The organism is Roseicella sp. DB1501, from assembly GCF_013112485.1.
Classification (GTDB): Bacteria; Pseudomonadota; Alphaproteobacteria; order Acetobacterales; family Acetobacteraceae; genus Paracraurococcus.
Genome location: NZ_JABFHG010000006.1, coordinates 67,172 through 93,544, shown reverse-complemented (window position 1 = coordinate 93,544; position 26,373 = coordinate 67,172). Strand labels below are relative to the sequence as shown.

At 70.7% G+C, this 26,373-nt stretch carries 24 protein-coding genes; 11 read left to right on the top strand and 13 right to left on the bottom strand.

Annotated elements, in window-relative coordinates; all coding sequences use genetic code 11:
* Window positions 1–263: 263 nt before the first annotated feature.
* Window positions 264–902: an MT-A70 family methyltransferase gene (locus tag HJG45_RS29450; protein ID WP_368040593.1), complete on the bottom strand. Its 639-nt coding sequence runs from the start codon at window positions 900–902 to the stop codon at window positions 264–266.
* A gap of 157 nt (window positions 903–1,059) precedes the next feature.
* Here HJG45_RS29450 and HJG45_RS13210 point away from each other — a divergent pair, with 157 nt between their 5' ends.
* Window positions 1,060–1,488 carry a hypothetical protein gene (locus HJG45_RS13210; protein WP_171612592.1) on the top strand — a complete coding sequence of 143 codons (429 nt, stop codon included), beginning with the start codon at window positions 1,060–1,062 and terminating at the stop codon, window positions 1,486–1,488.
* 285 nt (window positions 1,489–1,773) lie between these two features.
* Window positions 1,774–2,397 (top strand): hypothetical protein, encoded by a 624-nt coding sequence (locus tag HJG45_RS13205; protein ID WP_171612591.1) that lies wholly within the window; start codon window positions 1,774–1,776, stop codon window positions 2,395–2,397.
* Here HJG45_RS13205 and HJG45_RS13200 read toward each other — a convergent pair.
* From HJG45_RS13200 to HJG45_RS13190, 3 genes are read right to left on the bottom strand one after another with little or no spacing between them, the layout of a single operon-like run.
* The gene (locus HJG45_RS13200; protein WP_171612590.1) at window positions 2,360–2,668 is read right to left on the bottom strand and encodes a hypothetical protein; all 309 of its coding nucleotides are present in this window, start codon (window positions 2,666–2,668) and stop codon (window positions 2,360–2,362) included. The two genes, HJG45_RS13205 and HJG45_RS13200, sit on opposite strands and share 38 nt — an antisense overlap.
* A complete protein-coding gene (locus HJG45_RS13195; RefSeq protein ID WP_174890464.1) occupies window positions 2,661–3,167 on the bottom strand; it encodes a hypothetical protein in 507 nt (168 codons plus the stop codon). Before HJG45_RS13195 ends, HJG45_RS13200 begins: the two co-directional genes overlap by 8 nt.
* An 8-nt stretch (window positions 3,168–3,175) precedes the next feature.
* Window positions 3,176–3,634, bottom strand: coding sequence for a hypothetical protein (locus HJG45_RS13190; RefSeq protein ID WP_171612589.1), 459 nt, complete (start codon window positions 3,632–3,634; stop codon window positions 3,176–3,178).
* A 174-nt stretch (window positions 3,635–3,808) separates the two neighbouring features.
* Between HJG45_RS13190 and HJG45_RS13185 the strand changes: the two genes are divergently transcribed.
* Entirely contained in the window at window positions 3,809–4,453 is a 645-nt protein-coding gene (locus tag HJG45_RS13185) for a helix-turn-helix transcriptional regulator (protein ID WP_171612588.1), read from the top strand.
* Between the two features lie 135 nt (window positions 4,454–4,588).
* Here HJG45_RS13185 and HJG45_RS13180 read toward each other — a convergent pair whose 3' ends face one another.
* Together HJG45_RS13180 and HJG45_RS13175 are read right to left on the bottom strand one after the other, a co-directional pair.
* Window positions 4,589–6,568, bottom strand: a complete 1,980-nt coding sequence (locus tag HJG45_RS13180; protein ID WP_171612587.1) for a lysylphosphatidylglycerol synthase domain-containing protein — start codon at window positions 6,566–6,568, stop codon at window positions 4,589–4,591.
* A 46-nt stretch (window positions 6,569–6,614) separates the two neighbouring features.
* On the bottom strand, window positions 6,615–8,210 hold the full coding sequence (locus tag HJG45_RS13175) for a lysine--tRNA ligase (protein WP_171612586.1): 1,596 nt from the start codon (window positions 8,208–8,210) through the stop codon (window positions 6,615–6,617).
* Window positions 8,211–8,404: 194 nt separating this feature from the next.
* Here HJG45_RS13175 and HJG45_RS13170 point away from each other — a divergent pair, with 194 nt between their 5' ends.
* Window positions 8,405–9,403 (top strand): aspartate-semialdehyde dehydrogenase, encoded by a 999-nt coding sequence (locus HJG45_RS13170; protein WP_171612585.1) that lies wholly within the window; start codon window positions 8,405–8,407, stop codon window positions 9,401–9,403.
* Between the two features lie 173 nt (window positions 9,404–9,576).
* Window positions 9,577–10,605, top strand: a complete 1,029-nt coding sequence (locus tag HJG45_RS13165) for a D-cysteine desulfhydrase (protein WP_171612584.1) — start codon at window positions 9,577–9,579, stop codon at window positions 10,603–10,605.
* A 32-nt stretch (window positions 10,606–10,637) separates the two neighbouring features.
* On the opposite strand, the gene HJG45_RS13160 is transcribed toward HJG45_RS13165, so the two are convergent.
* Entirely contained in the window at window positions 10,638–11,387 is a 750-nt protein-coding gene (locus HJG45_RS13160) for a YbaY family lipoprotein (protein ID WP_171612583.1), read from the bottom strand.
* Window positions 11,388–11,534: 147 nt separating this feature from the next.
* On the opposite strand from HJG45_RS13160, the gene HJG45_RS13155 reads away from it, so the two are divergent.
* On the top strand, window positions 11,535–13,034 hold the full coding sequence (locus tag HJG45_RS13155) for an NAD(P)/FAD-dependent oxidoreductase (RefSeq protein WP_171612582.1): 1,500 nt from the start codon (window positions 11,535–11,537) through the stop codon (window positions 13,032–13,034).
* A gap of 19 nt (window positions 13,035–13,053) precedes the next feature.
* Here the strand turns inward: HJG45_RS13155 and HJG45_RS13150 are convergent, their stop codons facing one another.
* Window positions 13,054–14,052, bottom strand: coding sequence for a hypothetical protein (locus HJG45_RS13150; RefSeq protein WP_171612581.1), 999 nt, complete (start codon window positions 14,050–14,052; stop codon window positions 13,054–13,056).
* Between the two features lie 278 nt (window positions 14,053–14,330).
* Between HJG45_RS13150 and HJG45_RS13145 the strand changes: the two genes are divergently transcribed.
* The 5 genes from HJG45_RS13145 to HJG45_RS13125 all read left to right on the top strand — a co-directional run bounded on the left by HJG45_RS13145 (window position 14,331) and on the right by HJG45_RS13125 (window position 19,789).
* Window positions 14,331–15,146: a DsbA family protein gene (locus HJG45_RS13145; RefSeq protein ID WP_171612580.1), complete on the top strand. Its 816-nt coding sequence runs from the start codon at window positions 14,331–14,333 to the stop codon at window positions 15,144–15,146.
* 61 nt (window positions 15,147–15,207) lie between these two features.
* A complete protein-coding gene (locus tag HJG45_RS13140; RefSeq protein WP_171612579.1) occupies window positions 15,208–15,726 on the top strand; it encodes a hypothetical protein in 519 nt (172 codons plus the stop codon).
* Entirely contained in the window at window positions 15,723–16,307 is a 585-nt protein-coding gene (locus HJG45_RS13135; RefSeq protein ID WP_171612578.1) for a hypothetical protein, read from the top strand. Before HJG45_RS13140 ends, HJG45_RS13135 begins: the two co-directional genes overlap by 4 nt.
* Before the next feature lie 87 nt (window positions 16,308–16,394).
* Complete coding sequence (locus HJG45_RS13130) at window positions 16,395–19,271, top strand: ATP-dependent DNA helicase (RefSeq protein ID WP_171612577.1); 2,877 nt, start codon at window positions 16,395–16,397, stop codon at window positions 19,269–19,271.
* 101 nt (window positions 19,272–19,372) lie between these two features.
* A complete protein-coding gene (locus tag HJG45_RS13125) occupies window positions 19,373–19,789 on the top strand; it encodes a tellurite resistance TerB family protein (protein ID WP_171612576.1) in 417 nt (138 codons plus the stop codon).
* 13 nt (window positions 19,790–19,802) lie between these two features.
* Here the strand turns inward: HJG45_RS13125 and HJG45_RS13120 are convergent, their stop codons facing one another.
* The 5 genes from HJG45_RS13120 to HJG45_RS13100 all read right to left on the bottom strand — a co-directional run bounded on the left by HJG45_RS13120 (window position 19,803) and on the right by HJG45_RS13100 (window position 26,356).
* Window positions 19,803–20,384, bottom strand: coding sequence for a cyclase dehydrase (locus HJG45_RS13120; protein WP_171612575.1), 582 nt, complete (start codon window positions 20,382–20,384; stop codon window positions 19,803–19,805).
* On the bottom strand, window positions 20,381–21,550 hold the full coding sequence (locus HJG45_RS13115; protein WP_171612574.1) for a zinc-dependent alcohol dehydrogenase: 1,170 nt from the start codon (window positions 21,548–21,550) through the stop codon (window positions 20,381–20,383). The genes HJG45_RS13120 and HJG45_RS13115 overlap by 4 nt, the downstream gene beginning before the upstream one ends.
* Window positions 21,551–21,645: 95 nt before the next feature.
* Entirely contained in the window at window positions 21,646–22,671 is a 1,026-nt protein-coding gene (locus tag HJG45_RS13110) for a cation diffusion facilitator family transporter (protein WP_254452498.1), read from the bottom strand.
* A gap of 134 nt (window positions 22,672–22,805) precedes the next feature.
* Window positions 22,806–23,600: a Bax inhibitor-1/YccA family protein gene (locus HJG45_RS13105; RefSeq protein WP_171612573.1), complete on the bottom strand. Its 795-nt coding sequence runs from the start codon at window positions 23,598–23,600 to the stop codon at window positions 22,806–22,808.
* A gap of 182 nt (window positions 23,601–23,782) precedes the next feature.
* The gene (locus HJG45_RS13100; RefSeq protein ID WP_171612572.1) at window positions 23,783–26,356 is read right to left on the bottom strand and encodes an ABC transporter permease; all 2,574 of its coding nucleotides are present in this window, start codon (window positions 26,354–26,356) and stop codon (window positions 23,783–23,785) included.
* Between the last annotated feature and the right edge of the window lie 17 nt (window positions 26,357–26,373).

Sequence of the window (26,373 nt, the reverse complement as noted above, 5' to 3'; positions counted from 1 at the left end):
AAGCGGCAAACTAACCTAGAGCTAAGATCGGAAGCTGAGGACATTTTGCTTGAAACGGGAGCTGTTGACCGGTGCCCGAACCACTATGACGTTTTGCTCATCCAGGGCACGACGCTTGCTGTTTGGCGAGCGAGAACGATGGCGGTCGAGCTTGTAGAAGCCGCCGGCGGTGACCCAATGCGCTTATTGCAGGAAATCCGAGACGCACTCGCTGGTGCAGTGGACGATTGCCCGCATTGTAAGGGCAATCGTCTTTGATGACGTTATAGCCGGCTTTCCGACTGCTCCGCAGCCGCCGCGCTGGTCAGATCAGGCGCTTCATTGCCCCAACAAATCCAACCCTTCCTGCATCGCCGTGCGAACAACTCGGCTTTGGATAGACCAGGATACATTTGGTCAATGGCGTCCTGCACGTCATCAGGCTTTTCGCTATGGCGGCCTCGGGGCGCGAACACAGTCTGTTTGATCGCCTCGCTAGCCAGCGGGAGCGGGCGCCCACGTGGTTGGGTTGAGCCTGCGATTACAAACTCTGTAAGAGGCTTCGTGATGCTTGGGCGAACGCCTTGCGCGCCTATGGGGCGGCCGCTCTGCGATGTCTTACACCAGACGAACGCGACACCCCGATAGTGCAGACCCCAAACACGGAGAAGGTCCACCGCGCGCGCCAGAGACGATGAGGTGCACCACATGAACACAACCGCTTTGCGCGCAAGGATGCGCCGCACTGGAAGTGCCGCTAGCTCCCCATCTGTCATGAGATCGTAGAACTTGCCTGCAGCAGCCCATTTGTCCGGCGAGCCCCAGTGGTTCCAGGGCGGATCCGCAACCACTACATCGAACGGTCCCGATGCCTCTAATGCCGCCCATGATCCAGTCGCCGCAGTTGGCAGATGCCCGTCCATTCGATCGGTCCCCCTCGCCGCGACCCACGGCCGCGAATCGGCATTTAATTGAACGAATTCAAAACTGTCTAGGGGTAAGTGGTGACATTGTTTTGGTTGGCCAATCGTCAGGCATGCGTAGAGGCTGTAACGCTTCACGTTCAATCGATGAGCGACCATGTCGAACGAAGAAGGGAGGGTTCCGGAACAGGCTCTAATTGTTCCGGCTCTGATGTTGCTTGTTGCCGCCCCCAATTTTCAGATGCGAACAGCGGAGATCAGAGAGCGATTAGAGCGGATGTTCAATGTGACGGGCAAAGATGCTGAAGTCGTTGACGGGCAGACCCGTTTTTCCCAGAAGGTCCGCAACCTTGTCTCTAACCGCACTAAGGGCAACAACATCGTCCACCTGGGCCTCGCGGACTACATCCCGCATCCCGAAAAGCAAAATCAGGGCTCGCTCGCAATGAACGTGGCCGGCCTAAGCCTGCTCGAAAATATCGGCTTCAAGGTGACTGACCGAAAACGGGATGAGATCAGGGCAGCTGAAGCCGGGCGGGAACCTGCTCCACCGCCACAAAAGCGTCCGCGAAAGCCAAAGGCATAAAGCAGATCGAGATCTTCAACGCTCTATTGGCTGAGTTGGCTTCAACTTACGCTTCGGTCGCGGCTTGTCCTTCATCGGCTTAGGCGGTGTGTTGAGCGCCGTCTGCACCAGCTTCTCAAAGCGGCGTTGCGTGGCCTCGTCGTCGCAAGTGTCCTCGGCCGGGGCACCATCCGCCTTAGCCGGTTTGTTGCTCGGTGGTTGCATACGCGCCTCGCGACCAGTTCGGTTGCGCTAGCACATATGCAGCGGGCAACGCCACTACCACGCTGAGGCACGGCAGACATCATGAGCAACCCGCTGTTCGGTATTGACACCGATAGAGGTATGTTCCGGCGATACGAGGACCCGCTTTATCTGCTCGGATGCTCATTGCCCGATGACCCGGATGGCCTGCTTCTCGGCTTGGTGTCGGAGGGTGTGCGCCGGCTGAGACAACTTGATAGGTTTTACTCGGAAGCTTGGATGTGCGTTAATCGTGCCGTTGCTGTTCAACAATTGGCAGAAGCAGACAGGGAAAAATTTTCCTCGTCAAAACCTACTCTTCAACAAGCAATTGATGACGCTACCGACGCTGCCGAGGCATTTTATCTTTTTGGGTTTAGACTGTTTGATATAACAAGAATCTTGCAAACTAAGTGCAATGCAAACTTGCAAATAGTAGAGCCAAAGAATTTTAACCACGTAAGAAACCACCTAATAATTCATCCAGAACGATATAAACAAGAATTGCTATGGTCGGCGCATGTCACTAATAAAGATGGACGAGGCGTCGTCATAAAAATCAAACGCACAAAAACACGACATCCTATCACTCACGATCCCGGTCTTGGTCCAAATGCGACCGAGCTTCAGGAATACATTGAGAGGTGGATTATTCAGTTTTCCGAGCACTTGTCGCGGGCGACTTGAAAGCGGATATCAATAAAGCAACAAGCAATTCCTTTAGCTCGACGGCAAATCTTTCCTCGCTAACCCCAAACTCAAATCGATAATCATCTATCCAATCAACCTCGGTTGCGATGCGAACCGTATCTGGAGGCATGACGATTGATGTCGCCACTTTTGTAACGAGATCGCGGAAGGCGCTTGCTTCAATCTGATCAACATCATCATTGCGCGTCACAAGACGTGCCATGGTCTCGGCGATCGCTTTCATCATCTGAGGCTCAAGGTCAGTCATGCCCGAGCCCTCTGGCGACTAGATTTTGATCTTGTGGCGTCAACCGGATAATTAGGACATTTTTCCTATGTCCCGCAAGTTTCCGGAACAGGCCCCAGGGCGTCAGCGCGAAAGGCGCGTCGGCGCCGAGAACGGCCCGGCAGAGCGCGACGCAGGTGAAGGGCGAGAGCGGCGGTAGCAGGCGCCAGCGCGCCGGCCCCGGGGCGAAGGGGCCGGCGACGGCGAAGCCGGCGCGACGATAGAAGCCGGGCAGGTCGAAGGCGGGGGAGAGGTCGAGCCGCGCCATCACCAGCCGGCCGGAGAGTGGGTCGAGCACCGTCCAGCCGCTGGCATCGGCAATGGCGGCGAAGCAGTGGCGGTAGCCCGGGCGCAGCAGGCGGAGCCAGGGCTGGTCCGCCGTCCCGCCGAAGACGATGAAGGCGCGCTGGCCGGCCTGCGCGGCGCGGCGATGCGCCGGGCGCGGCCGGGCGCGCCCAGTGGCGCGCCCCGTGGCGCTCATCGTGGCCATCATCGCGGCTGCTCCGGCAGGCCGCCCGGGATGGCGCCCGGGAAGGCCAGGATCTCGGCGCCCTCGGGGGTCGGCAGCGCCGGGCCGTCGACGATGCCCTTCAGCCGCAGCGGCCAGTCGAGCCGCGACATCGCCTCGCGCCACAGCCGCCAATCCGCCTTCTCGCGCGGGTAGCGCGGGTCCGGCACCTGCTGCCGCTCGCCCCAGATGCGCAGGATGCGGACGTGCAGCAGCTCGATCCGCCGCTGGCGGTAAAGGCGGTCGAGGCATTTCACCACGTCGTCCGGCTCGCAGGGGCGGGAGACGAGGCCGGCGCCGGAGACGATGCGGGCGCCGTCGCGGCGGGCGACGAGGGCTGCCATGGTCCAGAACCAGGCCTCCTCCACGGTGCGGAAAGGCTGCGTCTGGGAGTGCAGGCGCGGGGCGGGGACCTGGCCGGGGCGGGGAGCGTTGGTCATCGGCTTCTTCCTTCATCGCTAAACTGGAACATAACGAAAACGTATTCACGAAGCCGTGCGTCCGCAAGGGAAAATAAAGGAAAATTCGCCTATTGATCTCCGACTCCATCCCTAGGATGTTATGCCCATGAAGCGATCTGCCTGTGAGCGGGCTCAAGCCCTTGGGGCCATGCCGTGACGCATGACGATATCTGGCGGGCGCTCGATGCGCTGGCAGCGGAGAACGGCCTGTCCGCCTCCGGCCTGGCGCGCAAGGCCGGGCTGGACGCCACCGCCTTCAACCCGTCAAAACGCATCGGCTCGGATGGCCGGGCGCGTTGGCCCTCGACCGAGAGCGTCGCCAAGGTCCTGGCCGCGACCGGCGCCGGCTTCTCGGACTTCGCGGCGCTGGTGACCGGCGCCGCCGCCCTGCCGCGCAGCGGCCGGAGCATGGGCCGGCGCATCCCGCTCATCGGCCTCGCCCAGGCCGGCGGCGACGGCTATTTCGACGACGGCGGCTATCCGGTCGGCGGCGGCTGGGACGAGATCTCGGTGCCCGAGGTCGGCGATCCCAACGCCTATGCGCTCGAGATCTCGGGCGAGAGCATGGAGCCGGTCTTCCGCGACGGCGATGTCGTCATCGTCTCCCCCGCCGCGCCGGTGCGCCGTGGCGACCGCGTGGTGGTGCGGACGCTGAAGGGCGAGGTGATGGCCAAGGAGCTCAAGCGGCAATCGGCCCGGCGCATCGAGCTGCGCAGCCTGAACCCGGCGCATCCGGATTACAGCTTCGAGCTGTCCGAGCTCGCCTGGATGCACCGGATCGTCTGGGCGACGCAGTAGCGGAGGACTGCTCGGCGCCGCTGGCGCTGCCCGTTGCCCTGTCGCGGCTTTGCCGCGGCAGGCTGTGACGCATCTTGGGCCCGAGGCGAATCCCGGGGCCCCCACGGCGGCGCGCAGCGACGTCGTGGGGAAAGCTCAGGCCGCCCGGCTGCGCGCCAGCTCCGCCTCCGTCGCCCGCCGCATCTCCGGCGGCAGCAGCGGCCGCAAGCTCTCGAGATCCCGCTCCGCCCGCAACGCCAGGTAGCAGGCGGCCTCGCCCTCGCGCGGCTGCAGCGGCACCGCATGCAGGCCGATATCGGCATAGACGCGCAGGTACTCCCGCCCCACCCGCCAGAAGGCCGGATCGACCCCGGCGCGCTCGCACATGTCGCGGAAGCGCCAGATGGCCGAGATGGCGTCCCGCCGCTCCCCGCCCGGGTCGCCGAGCGCCAGCCAGACGCCCTCGCGCCGGAGGAAGGCGAAGCCGGCTCGCTCATTCTCGCCGAGGATGGCGCCATCCGCCTCGCTCGGCGCCAGGGCGCCCAGCGCCGTCAGCCGGGCCCGGATCGCCGCGTCCCAGGGCAGGGGCTGCAGCCGCGCCGGCCGCAGCAGCCGCACCATGCCGACCAGCAGCAGCACGCCGGTGAGGCCGACGGTGAAGCGCAGGCTGTCCGGCGCCAGCTCGCTGAACACCACCCCCCACCAGGAGGCTTCGGAGACCCGCCCGCCATAGGCGACCAGCGCCAGGGTGATGCCGCAGGCCGCGACCGCCATGAGCGGCACCAGCGCCTCGGAGGAGAGCGGCTCCCGCACCAGCCGGCTGTCGCGGTAGAAGGCGGCGCGCAGGCTGGCGACCAGCACCCCGAGCAGCAGGAAGGCGCCCCAGAGCCACCAGGCCTCGCCCCGCACCCAGGCGATGGCCGCGCCGTTCGCCAGCAGGAAGAGGGTGAAGCCCCAGGCGATGGTCAGCCGCCGCAGCAGCCCATAGGCCATCACCAGCAGCAGCGAGCCGACCACCGAGGCGGCGAAATGCGAGGCCAGCGCCGCCGCATGCCCGGCCCATTCCTCGATGATCGTGCCCTTGGTCGGCAGCGCCCCGAGGAAGATCAGCAGCGCCCCGGCCAGGGCGACGAGGGAGGCGATGGCCGGCACCTCCAGCGTCTCGCTGCCGCGGCCGAGCGCCGTCACCCGGTCCAGCACCGCCCGCCGCTGGCCGAACTCGAAGCCGACGAAGAGCGTGCCGGAGATGAAGAGCGGGATGATGTAGTAGTAGAGCCGGAAGACCAGCAGCGCGCCGATCACCTCGGGCGCCGGCATATAGGGCTGCAGCCCGATCAGGATGGCGCCGTCGAAGACGCCGAGCCCGCCCGGCACATGCGCGGCGATGCCGGCGGCGTAGGCGGCGAGGTAGATGCCGACGAAGCGGAGGAAGGTCAGCCCCTCCGCCGCCGGCAGCAGCGTGTAGAAGATCGCCGCCGTCACCGCGACATCGACGGTGGCGAGCGCCGTCTGCATCAGCGCCATGCGCGGGCCCGGCAGGTCGAGCTGGTGCCCGAAGAGGCGGATATGCTGCTTGAAGCGGCTCAGCACGACATAGGTGCCGACGATGAGCCAGAGCGGCACGGCGATGGCCTGCAGCGCCCAGCGCGGCATGTGGCTGCCGAGCCAGGGCACCACCTCCGGCTCCAGCACCAGCACCAGCCCGCCGAGCGCCATGCCGCCGAGGCCGAAGGTGAGGCTGGTGAAGCCGACCACCTTGGCGATCTCGAGCGGCGTCAGCCCCCAGGCGGAATACAGCCGGTAGCGCACTGCGGCGCCGGAGACGGCGGCGAAGCCGAGATTGTGCGCCAGGCTGTAGCCGCAGAAGGAGGCGAGGAAGCTCTTCGGCCAGGAGACCGGCCGCCCGGCATAGAGCGAGCCGAGCTTGTCGTAGACGGCCAGCACGAGATAGGCGAGCACCGTCCAGCCCGCCGCCTTCCACAGCGTGATCGGCGGGATGGCCGCCATGGCCTGGCGGATATCGGCGACCGAGAGCGTGCGGAACTCACGCTGCACGACATAGATGGCGCCGATCAGCAGCAGCACGCCGAAGACGGCGGGGCCGTTGCGCCGCAGCCAGGCGAGGCGCGGGCTCATGCCCTGCCCGCGCCGCGCCGGGCGGCCATGGCTGTCCGTAGGAGGCTCACGCCGCCGAGGCCTCGCGGCCCAGCGCGCTTTCGATCAGCCCGACGGTGCCGGGGATGCCGTAGAGCGCGACGAAGCCGCCGAAGCGCGGCCCCTCCTGCTGCCCGAGCAGCAGCTGGTAGAGGCAGGAGAACCAGTCGCGCAGGCTGGCGAAGGGATGCCGCTTGCCGACCTCGTAGAGCAGCGCCTGGATCGCCTCGGCATCGCTGTCGGCGGGCAGGCTGCGCAGCACCTGCAGCAGGTCCTCAAGCGCCGCCCGCTCGGTCTCACTCGGGGCGCGGAAGGTCTTCGCCGGGGCGACGAAATCGCGGTAATAGGCGACGGCATATTCCGCCATGCGCGCCAGCATCGGGTGGCTCTCCGGCGTCACCCCCGGGGCGTAGCGGCGGATGAAGCCCCAGAGGATCTCCGGTCCCTCGGCATTCACCACGCTGGCGAGGTTGAGCAGCATGGCGAAGGAGATGGGCGAGCCGGGATCGTTGCTGCTGCCGTTGTGGATGTGGAAGGCCGGGTTGGTCGGCTCGGGCTGCGCCCGCAGCTTCTCGAGATTCGCCAGGTACTCGTCGACGGCGCGGGGGATGACGTCGAAGAACAGCCGCTTCGCCCGCTGCGGCGCCTGGTACATGAACTGCGCCAGGCTCTCGGGTGGGGCGTAGCGCAGCCATTCCTCGATGGTCAGCCCGTTGCCCTTGGACTTGCTGATCTTCTGCCCGTGCTCGTCGAGGAAGAGCTCGTAGGTGAAGCCGACCGGCGGGGTGCCGCCGAGGATGCGGCAGATCTGGCCGGAGAGCCGGACGGAATCGATCAGGTCCTTGCCCGACATCTCGTAATCGACGCCGAGCGCGGTCCAGCGCAGCGCCCAGTCGGCCTTCCACTGCGCCTTGCAATGGCCGCCGGTGATGCGCGTGCCGTGCCGCCGCCCCGTGGCCGGATCGGTCCAGACCAGCAGGTCCTCCGCCGGCCGCACCTCTTCCATCGGCACCTGCATGACCACGCCCGTCTCCGGATGGATGGGCAGGAAAGGCGAGTAGGTGGCCCGGCGTTCCGGGCCGAGGGTCGGCAGGATCACCTTCCGCACCGCCTCGTGCCGCTCCGCCATGCGCAGCAGCGCCGCATCGAAGCGGCCGTCCCGATAATAATCGGTGGAGGAGGCGAATTCATACTCGAACCCGAAGGTGTCGAGGAAGGCCTGCAACCTTGCGTTGTTGTGGGCGCCGAAGCTGTCATGCGTCCCGAAGGGATCGGGGACGGCGGTGAGCGGCTTGCCCAGGTGCTGCGCCAGCATCGCCTTGTTCGGCACGTTGTCCGGGACCTTCCGCAGCCCGTCCATGTCGTCCGAGAAGGCGATCAGCCGCGAGGGCAGGCCGGTCATCCGCTCGAAGGCGCGGCGCACCCAGGTGGTGCGCGCCACCTCGCCGAAGGTGCCGATATGCGGCAGGCCCGAGGGGCCATAGCCGGTCTCGAACAGCGCACCCCCTTGGGCGCCCCCCTGGTCTCCCCCGGCCTTGGGCGAGGCGGCCAGGCGGTCGGCAACCTTGGCGGCCTCCTCGAAGGGCCAGGCCTTGACGCTGCGGAGGGATGGATCGGCGGTCATGCCGGGGCAGATGGCAGGGGCAGGCGGCGGGGTCAACGCGGTTGCGTCCGGTTGGTCGCGCCGCCGGCCGCCGGCGACGCCGTTCCGGCCAGGGCAGGCCAACCGCCAGGTCGGGGCAGCCATCGCATCGCGGCGGTGGCGGGGAGGGCCGCATCGCGCTACACGCCCTGCTCCCCCATGAAGGAAAGGGTGCCATGCGGGTCGGCGTGATCGGTGCCACGGGCGCGGTCGGGAAGGAACTGGTGGAGGTTCTGGGCAAGCGGCGCTTCCCGGTCACCACCCTGAAGCTGTTCGCTTCCGCCCGCAGCGCCGGCACCAGGCAGCAGACCCCCTGGGGCGAGGTGGCGATCGAGGAATTCACCCCGGCCGCGGCGAAGGGGCTGGACCTCGCTTTGCTCGCCGTCTCGGGCGACTTCGCCAAGGCGCATGCCCGGGCGCTCGCCGCCGAGGGCGTGGCGGTGGTGGACAACTCCTCCGCCCTCCGGCTCGAGCCCGACGTGCCCCTGGTGGTGCCGGAGGTGAACGCGGCGGCGATCGGCGGCCACAAGCTGATCGCCAACCCGAACTGCACCACGGCCATCCTGGTCGTCGCGCTGGAGCCGCTGCGCCAGGCCTTCGGCCTGAAGCGGGTGATCGTCTCCACCTACCAGGCGGCGAGCGGCGCCGGCGCCGAGGGCATGGCCGAGCTGGAGCAGGAGAGCCGCCGCGTGCTGCTCGAGGGCGGCAAGCCGGGCCACGCGGTCTTCGCCCATCCGCTGCCCTTCAACGTCATCCCGCAGATCGACAGCTTCCAGCCCAATGGCTACACGCGCGAGGAGATGAAGGTCGCCTGGGAGAGCCGGAAGATCATGGGCCTGCCCGATCTTCCCGTCTCCTGCACCGCGGTCCGCATCCCGACCTTCCGGGTGCATGCCGAGGCGGTGACGATCGAGACCGAGCGGCCGGTGACGTCGGAGGCGGCGCGCGCGGTGCTGGCCCGGGCCGCCGGCGTGAAGGTCGTGGACGACCCGGCGCAGCAGCGCTACCCGATGCCGCTGACCGCGACCGGCCAGGACGATGTCGAGGCCGGCCGCATCCGCGCCAACCCGGTCTTCGGCGACCATGGCCTCGACCTCTTCCTCTGCGGCGACCAGCTGCTGAAGGGCGCGGCGCTGAACGCCGTGCAGATCGCCGAGCGGATGAAGATCGGCTGATTCCGCCTCTCCGCGGAGAGGCGCCGTGTCTTCGCGGGGAGCCCGGCCGGCCGCGTGCCTGGCTGATAGCCTGTTGTTTTCAGAGCAACTTCGCCCGAAGGGGGTGATTTCCCCTGGGCGGGATCCGCTGTAGCCTCCGCCGCCGTCCAACGGCCACGGGGGACCACGCCGCCATGAACCTCGCCCGCTTCCCGCGCATCCGCCTCGGCCACCTGCCGACGCCGCTCGAGCCCATGGAGCGCCTCTCGCGCCATCTCGGCGGACCCAAGGGCGGACCCAGGCTCTGGATCAAGCGGGACGACTGCACCGGCCTCTCCACCGGCGGCAACAAGACCCGCAAGCTGGAATTCCTGATGGCCGACGCGCTCGCCCAGGGCGCCGACACCGTCATCACCCAGGGCGCGACGCAGTCGAACCACGCCCGGCAGACGGCGGCGGCGGCGGCCAGGCTCGGCCTCGCCTGCCACATCCTGCTCGAGGACCGCACCGGCTATGCCGATGCCGCCTACAGCGCCTCCGGCAACGTGCTGATGGACAAGCTGCACGGCGCCAGCGTCTCCCGCCGCCCCGGCGGCGCCGACATGCAGGCGGAGATGGAGGCGGTGGCCGAGGCGATGCGGGCCGAGGGGCGCCGCCCCTATGTCATCCCGGGCGGCGGCTCCAACCCCATCGGCGCCCTCGGCTATGTCAACGCGGCGCAGGAGCTGGTGACCCAGGCCTCCGACATGGGGCTGCGGATCGACCATGTGGTGCATGCCACCGGCAGCGCCGGCACCCAGGCCGGGCTGGTGGCCGGCCTCGTGGCGCTGAACAGCGGCATCCCGGTGCTCGGCATCGGCGTCCGCGCCCCGAAGGCGAAGCAGGAGGCGAATGTCCTGGCGCTCGCCGAGCGGACCCTGGCGCATCTCGGCCTGCCGGCGCTGCTGCGGCCGGAGCATGTGGTCGCCAATTGCGACTATGTCGGCCAGGGCTACGGCATCCCGACCGAGGGCATGGTCGCGGCGCTGCGGCTGGTCGCCGAGCAGGAGGGCATCCTGCTCGACCCGGTCTATTCCGGGAAGGGCATGGCCGGGCTGATCGACCTGATCCGCAAGGGGCGGTTCGGCAAGGAGGAGAATGTCGTCTTCCTCCATACCGGCGGCCAGGCCGGCCTCTTCGGCTATCCGGAGGCCTTCAACCTGCCGGCCGAGACGGCGCGCTGATCGAACCGCTGACCGCCCTTGGGGGCCGGCCCCTATGGCCTGGCCAGGCGGATCAGCACCCGGTTCCCGGCATCCAGCAGCAGCGGCCCCGCCGGGTCAGGCCGCCAGCGCCGCACCGCGCCGAGGGCGTGCTTGAAGCGCTCCTCCTGCTCACCGAGGGGCGGCAGGCAGGCCATCATGGTGGAGGCGAGGCCATCGAAGGTGATCGACTGCCCCGCCAGCCGGTAGCCGCCGGCGATCCGGTTGCAGCCGGCGATCCCGGCCACCCGGCCCTCGGCGGTGAAGTGCAGCCGGGCAGCGGGCTGCGGCGGCACCGGCCGGCCCTCGATCTCCGCCACCACCCAGTCCGGGCCGACGAGGCCGGGCGCCGCCTCGCCGCCGGCGGCCCGGCGCAGGCGCAGCTCCACCGGCGCGTCCGGGCCCGGCAGCGTCACCGCCTGGGTCCCCCCGGTCCGGAACAGGGTCTGTCCCTCCAGGCTGATGGTGGCCCGCAGCGCGTAGCGGTGGCGCGGCAGGATGCGGGCCGGGTCATAGGGCAGGACAAAGCCGACCGGCACCGAGCCGGTGATCGGGATCCGCACGGTGGCGATGGCCTCGGCCGCGGCATCGGCGCGGGAGATGTCGAGCAGCGCCACCTCCAGCACCGCCCCGGGGGGCAGCGCCATCCGCTCGAGATAGGTGGCGCTGCCGCGGAGCGCCGCCGTCTGCGCGCCCGCGCCAGGGGCGAGACCAGGGGCGAGGCCCAGCCCGGCCGCCAGGATCAGGATGCCGCGCCGCTCCATCGCCCTCTCCTCCCCCTGCCGCCGCGCCGGCCCTCCTTCGCCCAGGGGCAGGCCGCCTCTCCGATATTCCGTCGCGCCGCAGCACGGTGCAAACTGCCGGGCCGGCGGCCGGCGGCCGCGACGAGAATGTCCAGGAGACGATAATCCATGTCCGAGGCAGCAACCCTCAGCAGGTCCGACCCCGGCCAGGCCGAGCATGTCGACGTGCTGATCGTCGGGGCCGGCATCTCCGGGGTGGGTGGGGCCTACCACCTGGCCACCCAATCGCCGGAGACCAGCTTCGTGGTGCTCGAGGCCGAGCCCACCTATGGCGGCACCTGGTGGACGCACAAATATCCCGGCATCCGCTCCGACAGCGACCTGCACACCTTCGGCTACCGCTTCAAGCCCTGGACCGGCACGCCGATCGCGACCGCCGAGGAGATCCGCAAGTACATGGGCGAGGTGATCGAGGAGAACGACCTCGGCCGCCACATCCGCTACAACCACCGCATCAGCAGCGCGAGCTGGTCGAGCGCCGAGAACCGCTGGACCATCGAGGCGACGCGCACCGATACCGGCGCGCCGGTGGTCATCAGCGCCAATTTCCTCTGGATGTGCCAGGGCTACTACCGTCATTCCGAGGGCTACACGCCGCAATGGGCCGGCATGGACCGCTTCCGCGGCACCATCGTCCATCCCGAGGCCTGGCCCGAGGGGCTGGACTATGCCGGCAAGCGCGTCATCGTCATCGGCTCGGGCGCGACGGCCGCGACCATCGTGCCGAACATGCCGGAAGCGGCGCATGTCACCATGCTGCAGCGCTCGCCGACCTATTTCCGCACCGGCCGCAACGCCATCGAGATCGCCGAGGAGCTGCGCGCCCTGCAGGTGGACGAGACCTGGATCCACGAGATCGTCCGTCGCAAGATCCTGTTGGAGCAGGCGAAGTTCACTGATCGCTGCTTCGCCGAACCGGAGCGGGTGAAGGAGGAGATGCTGGCGAACCTGCGCAGCATCCTCGGCCCCGACTACGACCTCGACACCCATTTCACCCCGAGCTACCGGCCCTGGCGGCAGCGCATCGCCTTCGTCCCGGATGCCGACCTGTTCCAGGCGGTGGCCAAGGGGAACGCCTCCGTCGTCACCGACGAGATCGAGCATTTCGACGAGACCGGCATCCAGCTCAAATCCGGCAGGCATCTCGAGGCGGACCTCATCGTCACCGCCACGGGCTTCAACCTCAACGTCCTCGGCGACATCGACTTCGCCATCGACGGCAAGCCGCTCGCCTTCCACGACACCGTCACCTATCGCGGCATGATGTTCACCGGCGTGCCGAACCTCTGCTGGGTCTTCGGCTATTTCCGGGCGAGCTGGACCTTGCGGGCGGATCTGGTCGGCGACTTCGTCTGCCGCCTGCTGAAGCACATGAAGGAGAAGGGCGCCCGGCGCGTCGAGGTGGCACTCCGGCCCGAGGACCGCGACATGGCGATCCTGCCCTGGATCGACCCGGAGAATTTCAATCCGGGCTACCTGATGCGGGGGATGCACCTGCTGCCGAAGCGCGGCGAGAAGCGGGAATGGCAGCACACCCAGGATTACTGGCAGGAGAAGGACGAGTTCCCGGCGATCGACCTCGACGGCGCGGAATTCGTCTACCACTGACCCTGGCTGGCCGGCGGCGCTACTCGGCGGCCGCCGGCTTCGCCTGCAGCGTGTCGAGCCAGATGCGGTCGCAGATGGTGCCGAGGGCGATGTGGTCCGCCATCGGCACCTGGTCCGCGCCGGCCCAGCCCGCGCCTTCCGGGCGAAGGAAGCGCGCGAGCCGCGCTTCCAGCGCCTCCGGCTCCGCCACCGCCAGGCCGAGCGCGGCGAGGTCGCCGGCGACGGCCATCGGCCCGGGCTCCATGTAGCGGTTCGAGGCCTCGACCAGCGCCGCCGGCCGCGGCACGCGGATCAGCGCGACGCGGGTCGCATAGGGCGGCTGCCCGCCGGGATGCAGCATCACGCAGCTGCACATGATGCCCGCCAGCAGGCTCGCCGGCGGCGCTGGCCGGTGCAGGTGGAAGCTGACCGGCGGCTCCCCGGCCTGGCCCCCGGCCAGATGCAGGGCCAGCGCCTGCCCGGCCGCCAGCACCGGCCCGGCGACCGATCCCTGGCCATGCGGCAGCGCCTGGGAATACCGCGCGACCAGCCTGCCGCCCGCCGGCGGGCCGGCCTCGATCGCCAGGGTGCTGCGGATCAGCCGGCCGCGGTAATAGGGCGACTGCGCCGGGGAATAGCCGGCATAGGCGGCGCAGAGCAGGTGCTCCGCCGTCGCCGCCCCGCCCGCCTGTCCGGTCGGCCGCAGCTCCAGCCCGGCGCGACGCAGCAGCTCTGGTTGGTTCGCGCGCCCGTCGCGGCAGAGGAGGTCGAGGAAGGCCTCGAGCGGCGCGGCGGCGATCCAGCTGCCGGAGCGGTCGAGGCCGAGGAGCTGCGCCCAATCCTCGTAGACCGCCGGGCTGCGCGGCAGCGAGCGGCCCTGGATCCATTTGTAGGAGCGGTCGAGGTCGAAGGCGGTGCGCGGGTTCACGCGCCGGAAGGCGGCGCAGAGCTCCTTCTGGCTGGCATGGCCGAGCAGGGCGGCGGTCAGGCGCAGCTTCGCCGCGATGTCCCTGGGCCCTGGAGGTATAGTCCTCGGCATGATTCTCCCTGAGCAATACCTGCGCTGTTGCTTGCGAGTTGAATAAAGAAAATAAAATCAAGCCGAATCAGCGAAGTACACGCTACCACGCCTGAGTATTGTCGATAAGTACGGAATCGTCCCGCCGAATTCTTTCCCGCCGCCACGCTTGGAAGCTCCTGGAATTCCAGCCGCCGCGGCTTGTCCCCGAGGCGACCGGCCGCGCTCAATCGGGCCGCGGGCCCATGTCGCGAGAACCACGTCCCGCCGCCATGCCCGAGGACCGGAGGCAAGCCGCCATGCCCATCGCCCGCCGCCAGAACCACCCGACAGGCCGGGCCGGGCGCGGCGCCGCGCTGCTGCTCGGCCTCGCCCTGCTGCCGACCGGCCTCGCCGCCGAGCCGCCGCCGCTCACCGCGGCGCAGACCCAGGCGGTCCAGGCGCTGATCCAGACCTATTTCCTCGACCATCCCGAGGCGCTGGTCGAGGCGATGCAGCGGGCGCAGGCGGCGATGCGGAGCCAGGCCCAGGCCGCGGCGCGGCGCATGCTGGGCGAGCGCCGGGAGGAGCTCGTCGCCGATGCGGCGGCGCCGGTCGCCGGCAACCCGCAGGGCGACGTGACCCTGGTCGAGTTCTTCGACTACCGCTGCGCCTACTGCAAGAAGGTCAGCCCCGGGGTGGAGGCGCTGCTCGCCGAGGATCGCGGGCTGCGCCTCGTGCACAAGCAGCTTCCGGTCCTCGGGCCGGACTCCGTCTTCGCCGCGCGGGCGGCGCTCGCCGCGCAACGGCAGGACCGCTACCTGTCGCTGCACGCGGCGCTGATGGCGGCGGCGGGACCGCTGACCAACGAGGTCGTCCTCGCCACCGCCGAGCGCCTCGGGCTCGACCGGGTGCGGCTGGTCCGCGACATGGCCGCGCCCGAGATCGAGGCGGCGCTGGCGCGCAACGCGGCGCTCGCCAAGGCCCTCGGCATCAACGGGACCCCCTCCTTCGTCATCGGCGAGACGCTGGTGCCGGGCGCGGCGGAGCCGGCGACGCTGCGCCAGCTGATCGCCGCGCAGCGCCAGGGCGAGGCGGCGGGCGCCACGGTGGCCGCCCGGCAAGGCCAGCGATAGGGCCGCCAAGGAGCGGCCCCCAGGAATCGAGACGAGAACAGCGAAGGAGGGACGGGCGGCCATGACGCGACCCCGATCGGACATCACCCGAGGCTGGCGCGGATGGCGCGGCCTCGCCCCACTCGGCCTCGTCCTGGCGGCCGCCGCGCCGGCCCTGGCCTCGCCGCAGGGGCTCTATGACGAGGGCCGCGTGCTCGAGAGGCGCGGCACGGCCTGCCTCGGCCAGGCCGATTGCGTCACCGTCGAATCCCGCCAGGCCCGCATCGCCAAGGGCGAATCCACGATCCTCCAGGCCCGCTGCCCGGCCGGCCACCCCTATGTCGCGGGCTGGGACACCGAGCAGCACGAGCATCTCGTCACCACCGCGCTGCCGCCGAAGCCGCGGCGCGGCGCCGATCCCGATGCCCCGGTCGCCACATCCGGTCGGATCGAGGTCGCCGCGACCAACAACGGCGAGACGCAGGGCCGGGTGACCCTCCTCCTCGGCTGCGTCGCCAGCCCGCCGCGCGTCACCGCCGTCATGAAGCAGCGCAGCGGCGTCCCCTCGAACCATGCCGGCTTCAGCGGAGGCAGCCGATGAGATCCATGCTCCTGCGGGCCCGGCGCCTGCTCGGCGCGCTGCTGCTCGCCGCCCTCCTGGCGCCGGCCGGCGCCATGGCCGGCCCCTGCGGCCCCTATACCACCGGCAACATCCCCGATTGCGAGCCGCAGCAGCAGGCGCCGGTCCCGTACGGCATCCTGGAGACCCAGGGCTGGGCCTATTACTGCACCGGCGACCATCCCTATTTCTGGGGCCTCAGCTCCAGCTATCCGGGCGACTTCACCTGGGACAACAGCTGCTTCTCCGCCATCGAGAACGTCTTCCCCGAGACGACGCCGAACAAGTTCGACGCCACCTTCACCAACTGGTGCCTCAGCGCGGAGAACATCGTCGTGACGCTCGGCTGCTCGAGCCAGCCGCCGCCCGGCTTCGGCCCGAGCTGCAACGAGACCGGCGGTCCGGTCGGCGATCCCGGCTGCCCGCAATCGAACATCTCCAACCATTGCTCCAGCACCAACCCGCCGGTCTGCTTCCAGACCGCGACCGAGACCTGCAGCGATGGCACGACCTATAGCTGCACCGCCGACCAGGGCATCGTCTGGTGCTACAAGTGTGGCTGATGCCGTGAAGCCGATGTCGGCGGGCGGCGCGGCCGGGGCCGCGCAGCCCGGCGACCCGGCGCGGCTTTTCCGCTACATCTGGGCGGGATGCCCCAACCGCCCCGCCTGCTCCTGCCCGACGCCCCGGCCCTGGTCGCGGCGCATGGCCGCGGCACCCTGCTGACGCCGGATGGCGAGCTGCTCGAACTGCCATCGGCCGAGCTGCGGCGCGCATTGCAGGGCATGGCGCCGCCCCTGCTGGTGCATGGCCCCGCCACCGCCCGCCGCCTCGACCTGCCGCGCTTCGATGCGAGCTTCGACCTGCTGGAGCTCTTCGCCTTCTGCCTGCCGGCACGCCCGGCGGCGCCGACCGCGCGCGGCCTGGCCCTGGCCCTCGACCTCGAGGCGCCGGCGAGCGACGCCGCGGCCGCCGCCCTGCTGCCGGAGATGGCGACCCTGCTGCTCCGCCGCCTCGCCGCCGGCCGCGGCCTGCCGCTGAACCGCGACGCGGCGATCCTCGCCGCGCATCTGCGCCAGGCCGCCGGCTGGCCCTGGGCGGAGGCGGTGCTGGCGGCGCTGGGCCAGCCCGATGAGGCGCCCTCGCTCGACCCCTACAAGGTCTGGCGCCGCCTGCCGGACTGGGAGGATCCCGGCCCGGCGCAGCCGCCCGCGAGCTTCGACGTCACCCCCGCCGAGGCCCGCGCCCGGCTCGGCGCCATCCTCGGCGAGGGGGCGGAGCAGCGGCCGAGCCAGGGCGACTACGCCTCCGCCGCCGCCGGCGCCTTCGCCCCGCGGGAGGCGCGCGGCGCGCCGCATGTGGTGCTGGCCGAGGCCGGCACCGGCACCGGTAAGACGCTCGGCTACATCGCGCCGGCGAGCCTCTGGGCCGAGCGCAACGGCGCCCCGGTCTGGATCTCCACCTATACCCGCAACCTGCAGCGCCAGATCGACCAGGAGCTCGGCCGCCTCTATCCCGAGCCGGAGGAGCGCCGCCGCCGCGTCGTCGTGCGGAAGGGGCGGGAGAACTATCTCTGCCTGCTCAACATGGAGGAGATGCTGGGCCAGGCCACGCATCCCGACATGGCGGTGCCCCTCGGCCTGGTCGCCCGCTGGGCCCTGGCGACGCGCGACGGCGACCTCATGGGCGGCGACTTCCCGGGCTGGATCACCGAGCTGCACGGGCCGGCGGCGATCTGGCCGCTCGCCGACCGGCGCGGCGAGTGCATCCGCTCCGCCTGCTCCCGCTACAAGCAGTGCTATGTCGAGCATTCCATCCGCCGCGCCCGCACCGCCAGCCTTGTCGTCGCCAACCATGCGCTGGTGATGGTGCAGGCGGCGCTCGGCGGCGGCGACCAGAAGGCGAGCCAGGGTCAGGGCCAGGGTCAAGGCCAGGGCGGGGAGGACCTGCGGCCGCTGCGCTACGTCTTCGACGAGGGGCACCACCTGTTCGACGCCGCGGACGCCGCCTTCAGCGCCGCCATCACCGGCGCCGAGACGGCCGAGCTGCGCCGCTGGCTGCTCGGCGCCGAGGGCGGGCGCAGCCGGGCGCGCGGGCTGCGGCGGCGGATCGAGGAGCTGGCCGGCGACATCCCCGAGCTGACGGCGCCGATGGAGGCCGCGCTGCAGGCGGCGCGGGCGCTGCCCGGCCTCGGCTGGGTCGCGCGCCTCGCCGAGGCGCCGCGCGACCCAGCGCCGGTTGCCGCGGAGGACATGGCCGAGGCGGCGCCCGCCCTGGCGCGGGAGCGGCCGGCCAACCCCGCCGAGCAGTTCCTCCGCGCCGTCCGCCGGCAGGTGCTGGCGCGGGCGGCGGCGGAGGAGGGGCTCTACGATGCCGAATGCGACCTCCACCCACTCGGCGAGGACATCCCCGGCGCGGCCGAGGCGCTGGAGCGGGCGCTGAAGCGGATCGAGGAGCCGCTGGTCCTGCTGCGCGACCGGCTCGCCGCGCGGCTCGAGGACGAGGTGGAGGAGCTCGAGACCGGCGACCGCATCCGCATCGAGACCGCGGCAAGGGGCATCGAGCGCCGCGCCCTGATTCCGCTGCGCGCCTGGCAGGCCATGCTGCGCAGCCTGCGCGAGCCGCCGCCGGCCCCGGGCGAGCGCCGCACCTTCGTCGACTGGCTGGCCCTGACCCGGCGGGAGGGGCGGGAGGTGGATGCCGGCATGCACCGCCACTGGCTCGACCCCACCATGCCCTTCGCGCTGACCGTCGCGGCGCCGGCGCATGGCATGCTCGTCACCTCGGCGACGCTGCGCGATGCCGGCCTCGCCGAGTCGCCGGAGGCGGCCTGGGCGGCGGCCGAGGCGCGCACCGGGGCGAGCCACCTGCCGGCGCCGGCGATCCGCGCCGCCGTGCCCTCGCCCTTCGACTATGCCGCCCGCACCCGCGCCTTCGTCGTCACCGATGTCGACAAGGCCCGCTCCGGCCAGGTGGCGGCGGCGATGCAGGCGCTGTTCCTGGCCGCCGGTGGCGGCGCGCTCGGCCTCTTCACCGCCATCCGCCGGCTGCGCGAGAGCTTCCACCGCATGGCCCCGGCGCTCGAGGCGCGCGGCATCCCGCTCTACGCCCAGCATGTGGACGCCATGGACAACGCGACGCTGGTCGATGTCTTCCGCGCCGAGGAGGATGCCTGCCTGCTGGGGACCGATGCCATGCGGGACGGCGTCGACGTGCCCGGGCGCTCGCTGCGGCTGCTGGTCTTCGACCGGGTGCCCTGGCCGCGCCCCTCCATCCTGCACCGGGAGAGGCGCATCCACCTCTCCGGCGGCGAGCCCAAGGCCTATGACGACGCGCTGGCGCGGCACCGGCTGCGCCAGGCCTTCGGGCGGCTGATCCGCCGCGCCGATGATCGGGGCGTCTTCGTCCTGCTCGACCGCTCCTGCCCCACCCGCCTGCTGGCCGGGCTGCCGGAGGGCGTGCCGGTGCGGCGCATCGGCCTCGCCGAGGCGGTGGCCGAGACGCGCGCTTTCCTGGCCTCGCCCTGACCGCCTGACGAGAGCTTTGGTTGACGCATCCTGCGTCCCGCGCGAGGAGCAGCGGCGGGTGGGCCGCTGGCGCCGTGGCCCGCCCCCGAAAGGGAGGTCGCATGCCCAATACCCGTTTCAACCCGCAGGAGGCGCTGGTCTGCGCCATGGTGCTCATGGCGGCCTCGGACCGGAACATGACCGATGCCGAGGTGGGGGCGATGTCCCGGCTGGTGCAGGAGCTGCCGGTCTTCAGCGACTTCCATCCCTCGAACATCGCCAGCGTGACGGAGACCTGCCTTGGCCTGCTGAACCGCGAGGACGGGCTCGACCGCGCCATGACCCTGATTTGCGACGCCCTGCCGTCGCGGCTGCGCGAAACCGCCTATCTGCTCGCCTGCGAGGTCGCCGCCGCCGATGGCGAGGCCTCGCAGGGCGAGCTGCAATTCCTGCAGGATCTCCGCATCGCCCTCGACCTCGACCGGCTGATCGCCGGGGCGATCGAGCGCGCGGCCAAGGCGCGCTACCAGGTGATCTGACGGCGCGGCCGGTTCAGGTCGCGCCAGTCTGGGGCGCGTCAGTCTGGGGCGCGCCAGTCTGGGTCGCGTTGGTCCAGGGGCGCAGGGGTTCCGGGATGCGGAAGTCCTGCGGCACCTCGAAATCCCGCGCCGCGCCGCGCATCTGCGCCGCCGGCCGCGGCATGCCGCGGCGATCGCTGTAGTCGCGCCGCGCCAGCCGCTTCGCCCGCTGCCGCCGCGCGCCCATCGCCCGGCTGCACAGCACGTCCAGCAGCGTGACCCCGGCCACCGCCGCGAGGGCGATGCCGATCCGGCTGCGCGGACGGTTATGGCCGGCGAGGCCAGTGGCGAGGGTGCCGAGATCCAGCGCATCGCCGGCGACCCGGCCCCAGAGCCAGGGCGTCGGGTCGCGGCTGGCGAGGATGCCGATGCCGGCCGCGAGCTCCCGCGCGCCGTAGCTCTCGATCAGCCGCTCATGGCCCCGCAACCCGAAATTGCGGGTGAAGGCATGCGGCGCCAACAGCTCCGCCAGGCCGAGGCCGACGCTGAACCAGCCGAGGCCCCGCACCACGGCGAGCGTCGTGTCGCGCCCGCCGGCATCCCGCCGCCCGCTCATGGCCGGATCACCACCTTGATGCAGCTGTCCTGCTTGTCGCGGAAGGTCTTGTACATGCCCGGCCCCTCCTCCAGCCCGATGCGATGGGTGATGACGAAGGAGGGGTCGATCTGGCCCTGCTCGATCCGCCGCAGCAGGTCGTCGGTCCAGCGCTGCACATGGGTCTGGCCGGTGCGGATGGTCAGGCCCTTGTTCATCGCCATGCCGAAGGGGATCTTGTCCAGCACCCCGCCATAGACGCCGGGCACCGAGAGCACGCCGGCCGGGCGGCAGACATACATCATCTCCCGCAGCACATGCGGCCGGTCGGTCTCCAGCATCGCCGTCTGCTTCACCGCGTCATAGATCGAATCGAGCGTCGCCGTCGCATGCGCCTCCATGCCGACGGCGTCGATGCACTTCTCCGGCCCCTTGCCATGGGTCAGCTCGTTCAGCCGCTCGACCACGCTCTCGGCCGAGAAGTCGATCGGGATGGCGCCGCCGGCCTGGGCCATGGAGAGCCGCTCCGGCATGCGGTCGATGGCGATGACCTGCCGCGCGCCGAGCAGCACGGCGCTGCGGATCGCCATCTGGCCGACCGGGCCGCAACCCCAGATCGCCACCGTGTCCTCCGGCTGGATGTCGCATTGCACCGCGGCCTGCCAGCCGGTCGGGAAGATGTCGGAGAGGAACAGCACCTGCTCGTCGGTCAGGCTCTCCGGCACCTTGATATGGGTGCGGTCGGCGAAGGGCACGCGGAGATACTCCGCCTGGCCGCCGGGATAGCCGCCGGTCAGATGGGTGTAGCCGAACAGGCCGGCGGTGGTGTGGCCGAAGGCCTTGTCGGCGAGGCTCTTGTTGCGGTTGCTGCGCTCGCAGACGCTGAAATTGCCGCGCCGGCACTGCTCGCACTCGCCGCAGGTGATAGTGAAGGGGATCACCACCCGGTCGCCCCGCTTCAGCCCATGACACTCCGGCCCCACCTCCTCGACCACGCCCATGGTCTCGTGGCCCATGATGTCGCCCCGTTCCATGCCGGGGATGACGTTGTCGTAGAGATGCAGGTCGGAACCGCAGATGGCACAGCTTGTGACGCGGATGATGGCGTCCCGCGGCTGCTCGATCCGCGGATCGGGGACGCTGTCGCATCGGATATCGTGCTTGCCGTGCCAGACCAGTGCCCGCATCGTCATTCTCTCCTGCCGGCCCGCGAGCCGCGCCCCGGGCGTTCCGTGCCGAACGCGGCTGAGGCGGGCGGGTTAAACGGCAGCGGCGCAACGAATCACAGTGTCTCCGCCGGCGCCAGGATGCAGGGATGCGCCGGGTCGCCCGTCTCCACCTGCAGCGTGGCGTGGCCGATGCCGAAGCGCGCCTTCAGCGCCGCGCCCAGCCCGGCGAGGAAGGCATCGTCCACCGCCAGGCCAGGGCGGACGAGATGCGCGGTCAGCGCCGTCTCGGTGGTCGAGAGCGCCCAGATATGCAGGTCGTGCACCTCGCGCACGCCGGGCTGCGTCCGCAGGAAGGCGCCGACCGCTTCGGGATCGATCCCGGCCGGCACCGCATCCATGGCGAGGTCGACGGATTCCCGCAGCAGCCCCCAGCTCCCCCAGAGGATGACCCCGGCGATGGCGAGGCCGAGCAGGGGATCGACCCAGAACCAGCCCGTGGCGCGGATCACCAGGGCGCCGAGCACCACCCCGGCGGAGACGCCGGCATCCGCCACCATGTGCAGATAGGCGCCGCGGCGGTTGAGATCCGCCTCCCGGCCGCGGGCGAAGAGCAGCGCCGTGCCGGCATTCACCAGGATCCCGGCGGCGGCGACCCAGAGCATGAAGCCGGTCGCCAGCGGCTCCGGCTGCAGCAGGCGCTGGACGGATTCGAGGGCGATCGCCCCGACCGCGACCAGCAGCAGCATGGCATTGGCGAGCGCGGCCAGGATGGTGCCGCGATGGAAGCCATAGGTCCGCCGCTGGCTCGGCAGGCGCCGGGTCAGCCGCGCCGCGATCCAGGCGAGCACCAGGCCGAGCACGTCGGAAAGGTTGTGCCCGGCATCGGCGAGCAGCGCCATGGAGCCGGCGAAGAGGCCGGCCGCGGCCTCCAGCAGCACGAAGCCGAGATTGAGCGAGACGGCGAGGGCGAAGCCCCGCTCCTCCGGCCGCGGCCCGTGCTGATGGGCATGCCCGGCGCCGTGCCCATGGCCGTGGTGGGCGTGGTCATGCCCCGAATGGCCATGCCCCGAATGGTCGTGTCCGGCATGGTCGTGCTGTGGGTGATCCTGGCCCATCGCCTGCCTCGGATTGGCTCTCATGGTCCGGCTTCCGCCCGGGGAGGAGCCGTCGGCCCGCCGCGCCGCCGGCCTGGGCATGCTTCAACGCAAAGCCCGCAAAAGAAAAGCCCCGGAGGTTTCCCCCCGGGGCCATGCGTCGCAGAGGCGCGGACGCGTCAGCTGTCGCTCTGCCGCACGCCCACGAGCTGCAGCAGCATCGTGAAGAGGTTGATGAAGTTCAGGTACAGGCCGAGCGCGTCCATCACGCTGCGCTTGCCCGCCTCCTCCGTGCCAGCGGCGTAGGAGTGTTCGATGTAATCGGCCTTGATCCGCTGCGTGTCATAGGCGGTGAGGCCGAGGAACACGACCACGCCGATCACGCTGATGGCGAATTGCAGCGCCGAGCTCTGCATGAACATGTTGACCAGCCCGGCAATGATGATGCCGACCAGGCCCATGAGCATGAGGCTGCCCATCTTCGTCAGGTCGGCCTTGGTGGTGTAGCCGTAGAGGCTCACCGCCGCGTACATCGCCGCCGCGATGAAGAAGGTGCTGGCGATGGAGGCGCCGGTGTAGCGCCAGGCGAGGTTGCTCAGGCTCGCGCCCATGCAGACGCAGAAGGCCCAGAACAGGGCCTGCGCCGTGGTCTTGCTCAGCCGGTTGTAGCCGAAGCTCAGGACCAGCGTGAAGGCGAGCGGCGAGAGGGCGGCAACCCAGAAGAGCAGCGTCGGCTGCACCACGAGCCGTCCGGAGGGCGTCCGGCCGATGGTGTAGAACAGCTCCTGGATCGCCGGGACGCTCACCACCGCGAGGGCGACGATTCCGGTGAGCAGCAGCCCCGAGGCCATCCAATTGTAGACCCGGAGCATGTACGCCCGGAGCCCGGCATCGACGGCGGCCGCGTCGGCGGTCGCCATGCGACCCCAGCCAGGCGCACCCGTCTGGTATCGATAGTCGGGTTGAAGGGCCATAGGTGTATCAAGCCTCCCAAGGGGGGTTTCCCGCAGAGCTTATATTATGGAGAGGTTGTAACCCGTTTCAATGGGATTCGGCGTGATCCATCGCCACTCCCCGGAGCCGGCCTGCGGGCCGCCGGCCCATTCAGTGTAGGCACACCACCGGCATCCTGTATGTCGCAAAGCGTGAAGATTCTCTATTCGTTCCGTAACAGCGGGCCCGGCTTCGCGCGCAAGGCGAGGATCGTGCCGATCTGCCCACAGGCCAGGGTGAGCAGGGCGCAGCCCAGCACCGTCGCCGCCAGCGTGCCGGGCAGCAGCACCCAGTCCGCGCGCATCACCTGCGTCACCACCGCCCAGGCGGCGGCGCTGCCGGCCAGCGCCGCGAGCAGCCCGGCTACCAGCCCGATCAGCGCATATTCCACCAGCCAGGCGGCGCGGATCTGCGCCCGCGTCGCGCCGAGCGTCTTCAGCACCACCGCATCCCGCACCCGCTGCCGCTGCCCCGCGGCGACGGCCCCGGCCAGCACCAGCGCCCCGGCCAGCAGGGTGACGCCGCCGGTCGCCGAGAGCGCCGTGCCGATCCGCGCCACCAGCGCCGCCACGGCCTCCAGCGCATCCCGCACCCGGATGCCGGAGATGTTGGGGAAGGCATCCGTCAGCGCCCGCAGCACCGCCGCATCCCGCGCGGGGTCGCCGCGCAGCGTGGCGATGTTCGTGTGCGGCGCCGCCTCCAGCAGCCCGGGCGAGCCGACCAGGGTGAAATTCATGCCGAGCCCGCGCCAGTCGACAGCGCGGAGATTGGCCACCTGCAGCGGGATGTCCCGCCCGAGCACATTCACCGTGACGCTGTCGCCGATCCCCACCCCCCAGCCGCGGGCGAGCCCGGCATCGAGCGAGAGCAGCGGCGGCCCGCGGTAGTCCGGCGCCCACCATTGGCCCTCCACCAGCCGCGTGCCCTCGGGCGGGGTCGCGGCATAGGTGAGGCCGCGATCGCCGCGCAGCGCCCAGGCGGTCTCCTCGGAGACCTGGGCGCGCTCCACCGGCACGCCCTTCAGGGCCACGATGCGGGCGCGAAGGCTCGGCACCTGCCGCACCTCCGTCACGCCCGGCAGGCCCTGCGCCAGCTCGGCGAAGCGCGCGGCCTGGTCGGGCTGGATGTCGATGAAGAAGAAATTCGGCGCCCGCGCCGGCATCTCGGCGGCGAGCTGGCGGCGGAGATTGCCCTCGATCTGGGCGATGGCGGCGAGCGTCGTCAGCCCGATGCCGAGCGAGACGACCAGCAGCGCCGTCGGCGCCCCCGGCCGGTGCAGGTTGGCGAGGCCGAGCCGCCAGGCCGGCCGGCGCAGATGGCCGAGCCGCCGGGCCAGCGCCGCCAGCCCCCAGGCGCCGGCGCGGAACAGCGCCAGCGCGGCGAGCGCCGCGGCACAGAAGCCGAGGGCGAAGGGCCGATCCTCGGCGGTGAGGACGACCAGCCCGACCAGCGCCGCGCCGGCGGCGAGGCTCAGCGCCAGCACGCCGCGCCCGGGCCAGGCCCCGGCCGGCTGTACCAGGTCGCGGAACAGCGCGGCGCCGGGGATGCGGGCGGCCCGGCCGAGCGGCCAGAGGGCGAAGGCCAGCGCGGTCAGCAGGCCGTAGAGGGCGGCGAGGGCGAGCGGCGCCGGATAGGGGGCGAGGCGCGGCGGCACCGGCAGGCTCCCCGCCAGCGCCGTCGCCGCCGCCCAGGTCAGCCCGTAGCCGGCCAGCAGCCCGATCAGGATGCCGATGCCGGCCAGCGCCAGCACCTGGATCAGATAGGTGAGGAAGACGAGCGGGGCGGAGGCGCCGAGGCAGCGCAGCGTGGCGATGGAGCGCGCCCGCGCCTGCAGCCAGCCCTGCACGCCGGTGGCGACGCCGATGCCGCCCACCAGCAGCGCGGTGAGGCCGGCCAGGGTCAGGAAGGCGGCCGAACGGTCGAGGAAGCGGTTCACCCCCGGCTCGGCCTGGTCGGCGGTGCGGATGCGCCAGCCCTCGCCGGGGAAGGCGGCGCGCAGCGCGGCGGCGAAGCGGGCGCGGGAGGCGCCCTCGGGCAGGCGGATGCGCAGGTCGTGCTGCACCAGCGCGCCCGGCTGCAGCAGCCGGGTCCGCTCCAGCATCGCCGTGGTGATCAGGGCGCGCGGCCCGAACAGCGCCGGGCTGGTCGCCTTGTCGGGCTCGGCGCGAATGCGGGCGGCGAAGCGGAAGGCGGCCTCGCCGATCTGCACCCTGTCGCCGGGCGCGAGGCCGAGCCGCTCCGCCACCAGCGGGTCGAGGGCGACGCGCGGGGCGTTCATCGCGGCCTCCGCCTCCGGCCCGCCCTGCAGGATCGGCACGGCGTTCAACTCCTGCGCCGAGGCGAGGGGGCCGGGTGGGTCCAGCACCAGGTCGCCATAGAGCGGATAGGCGGCATCCACCGCCTTCAGCTCGACCAGCAGGCGCTCGCCCGAGGGGGCGACGAGCATGGAGCGGAGCGTCACCGCCTCGGAGACCCGGCCGCCGCGCGCCTCGATCCAGGCGCGGGCCTCGGGCGGGGCGGGGCGGCTGCCGCTGCGCAGCTCGACATCGCCGCCGAGCAGCCGGGCGCCATCCGCCGCCAGCCCGGCCTCGATGGCGGCGTGCAGGGTGCCGACGGCGGCGATGGCCGCGACGCCGAGGGCGAGGCAGGCGAGGACGATCCGCAGCGAGCGGATGCCGCCGCGCAATTCGCGGCGGGCGAGGCGGAGAGCGAGGCGAAGCTGGCCGAGGGGGCCCAAGCGGGGTCACTCCATAG

What these genes read in the sequence shown, in the direction of transcription:
- HJG45_RS13180 (WP_171612587.1), bottom strand. Translation starts at nt 6,568, where the DNA reads ATGAGCCCGCGCCTCGCCTGGCTGCGGCGCAACGGCCCCGCCGTCTTC.
- HJG45_RS13110 (WP_254452498.1), bottom strand. Translation starts at nt 22,671, where the DNA reads ATGAGAGCCAATCCGAGGCAGGCGATGGGCCAGGATCACCCACAGCAC.
- HJG45_RS13165 (WP_171612584.1), top strand. Translation starts at nt 9,577, where the DNA reads ATGAACCTCGCCCGCTTCCCGCGCATCCGCCTCGGCCACCTGCCGACG.
- HJG45_RS13175 (WP_171612586.1), bottom strand. Translation starts at nt 8,210, where the DNA reads ATGACCGCCGATCCATCCCTCCGCAGCGTCAAGGCCTGGCCCTTCGAG.
- HJG45_RS13210 (WP_171612592.1), top strand. Translation starts at nt 1,060, where the DNA reads ATGTCGAACGAAGAAGGGAGGGTTCCGGAACAGGCTCTAATTGTTCCG.
- HJG45_RS13155 (WP_171612582.1), top strand. Translation starts at nt 11,535, where the DNA reads ATGTCCGAGGCAGCAACCCTCAGCAGGTCCGACCCCGGCCAGGCCGAG.
- HJG45_RS13205 (WP_171612591.1), top strand. Translation starts at nt 1,774, where the DNA reads ATGAGCAACCCGCTGTTCGGTATTGACACCGATAGAGGTATGTTCCGG.
- HJG45_RS13150 (WP_171612581.1), bottom strand. Translation starts at nt 14,052, where the DNA reads ATGCCGAGGACTATACCTCCAGGGCCCAGGGACATCGCGGCGAAGCTG.
- HJG45_RS13120 (WP_171612575.1), bottom strand. Translation starts at nt 20,384, where the DNA reads ATGAGCGGGCGGCGGGATGCCGGCGGGCGCGACACGACGCTCGCCGTG.
- HJG45_RS13200 (WP_171612590.1), bottom strand. Translation starts at nt 2,668, where the DNA reads ATGACTGACCTTGAGCCTCAGATGATGAAAGCGATCGCCGAGACCATG.
- HJG45_RS13140 (WP_171612579.1), top strand. Translation starts at nt 15,208, where the DNA reads ATGACGCGACCCCGATCGGACATCACCCGAGGCTGGCGCGGATGGCGC.
- HJG45_RS13170 (WP_171612585.1), top strand. Translation starts at nt 8,405, where the DNA reads ATGCGGGTCGGCGTGATCGGTGCCACGGGCGCGGTCGGGAAGGAACTG.
- HJG45_RS13130 (WP_171612577.1), top strand. Translation starts at nt 16,395, where the DNA reads ATGCCCCAACCGCCCCGCCTGCTCCTGCCCGACGCCCCGGCCCTGGTC.
- HJG45_RS13195 (WP_174890464.1), bottom strand. Translation starts at nt 3,167, where the DNA reads ATGAGCGCCACGGGGCGCGCCACTGGGCGCGCCCGGCCGCGCCCGGCG.
- HJG45_RS13105 (WP_171612573.1), bottom strand. Translation starts at nt 23,600, where the DNA reads ATGGCCCTTCAACCCGACTATCGATACCAGACGGGTGCGCCTGGCTGG.
- HJG45_RS13190 (WP_171612589.1), bottom strand. Translation starts at nt 3,634, where the DNA reads ATGACCAACGCTCCCCGCCCCGGCCAGGTCCCCGCCCCGCGCCTGCAC.
- HJG45_RS13125 (WP_171612576.1), top strand. Translation starts at nt 19,373, where the DNA reads ATGCCCAATACCCGTTTCAACCCGCAGGAGGCGCTGGTCTGCGCCATG.
- HJG45_RS13115 (WP_171612574.1), bottom strand. Translation starts at nt 21,550, where the DNA reads ATGCGGGCACTGGTCTGGCACGGCAAGCACGATATCCGATGCGACAGC.
- HJG45_RS13145 (WP_171612580.1), top strand. Translation starts at nt 14,331, where the DNA reads ATGCCCATCGCCCGCCGCCAGAACCACCCGACAGGCCGGGCCGGGCGC.
- HJG45_RS29450 (WP_368040593.1), bottom strand. Translation starts at nt 902, where the DNA reads ATGGACGGGCATCTGCCAACTGCGGCGACTGGATCATGGGCGGCATTA.
- HJG45_RS13135 (WP_171612578.1), top strand. Translation starts at nt 15,723, where the DNA reads ATGAGATCCATGCTCCTGCGGGCCCGGCGCCTGCTCGGCGCGCTGCTG.
- HJG45_RS13160 (WP_171612583.1), bottom strand. Translation starts at nt 11,387, where the DNA reads ATGGAGCGGCGCGGCATCCTGATCCTGGCGGCCGGGCTGGGCCTCGCC.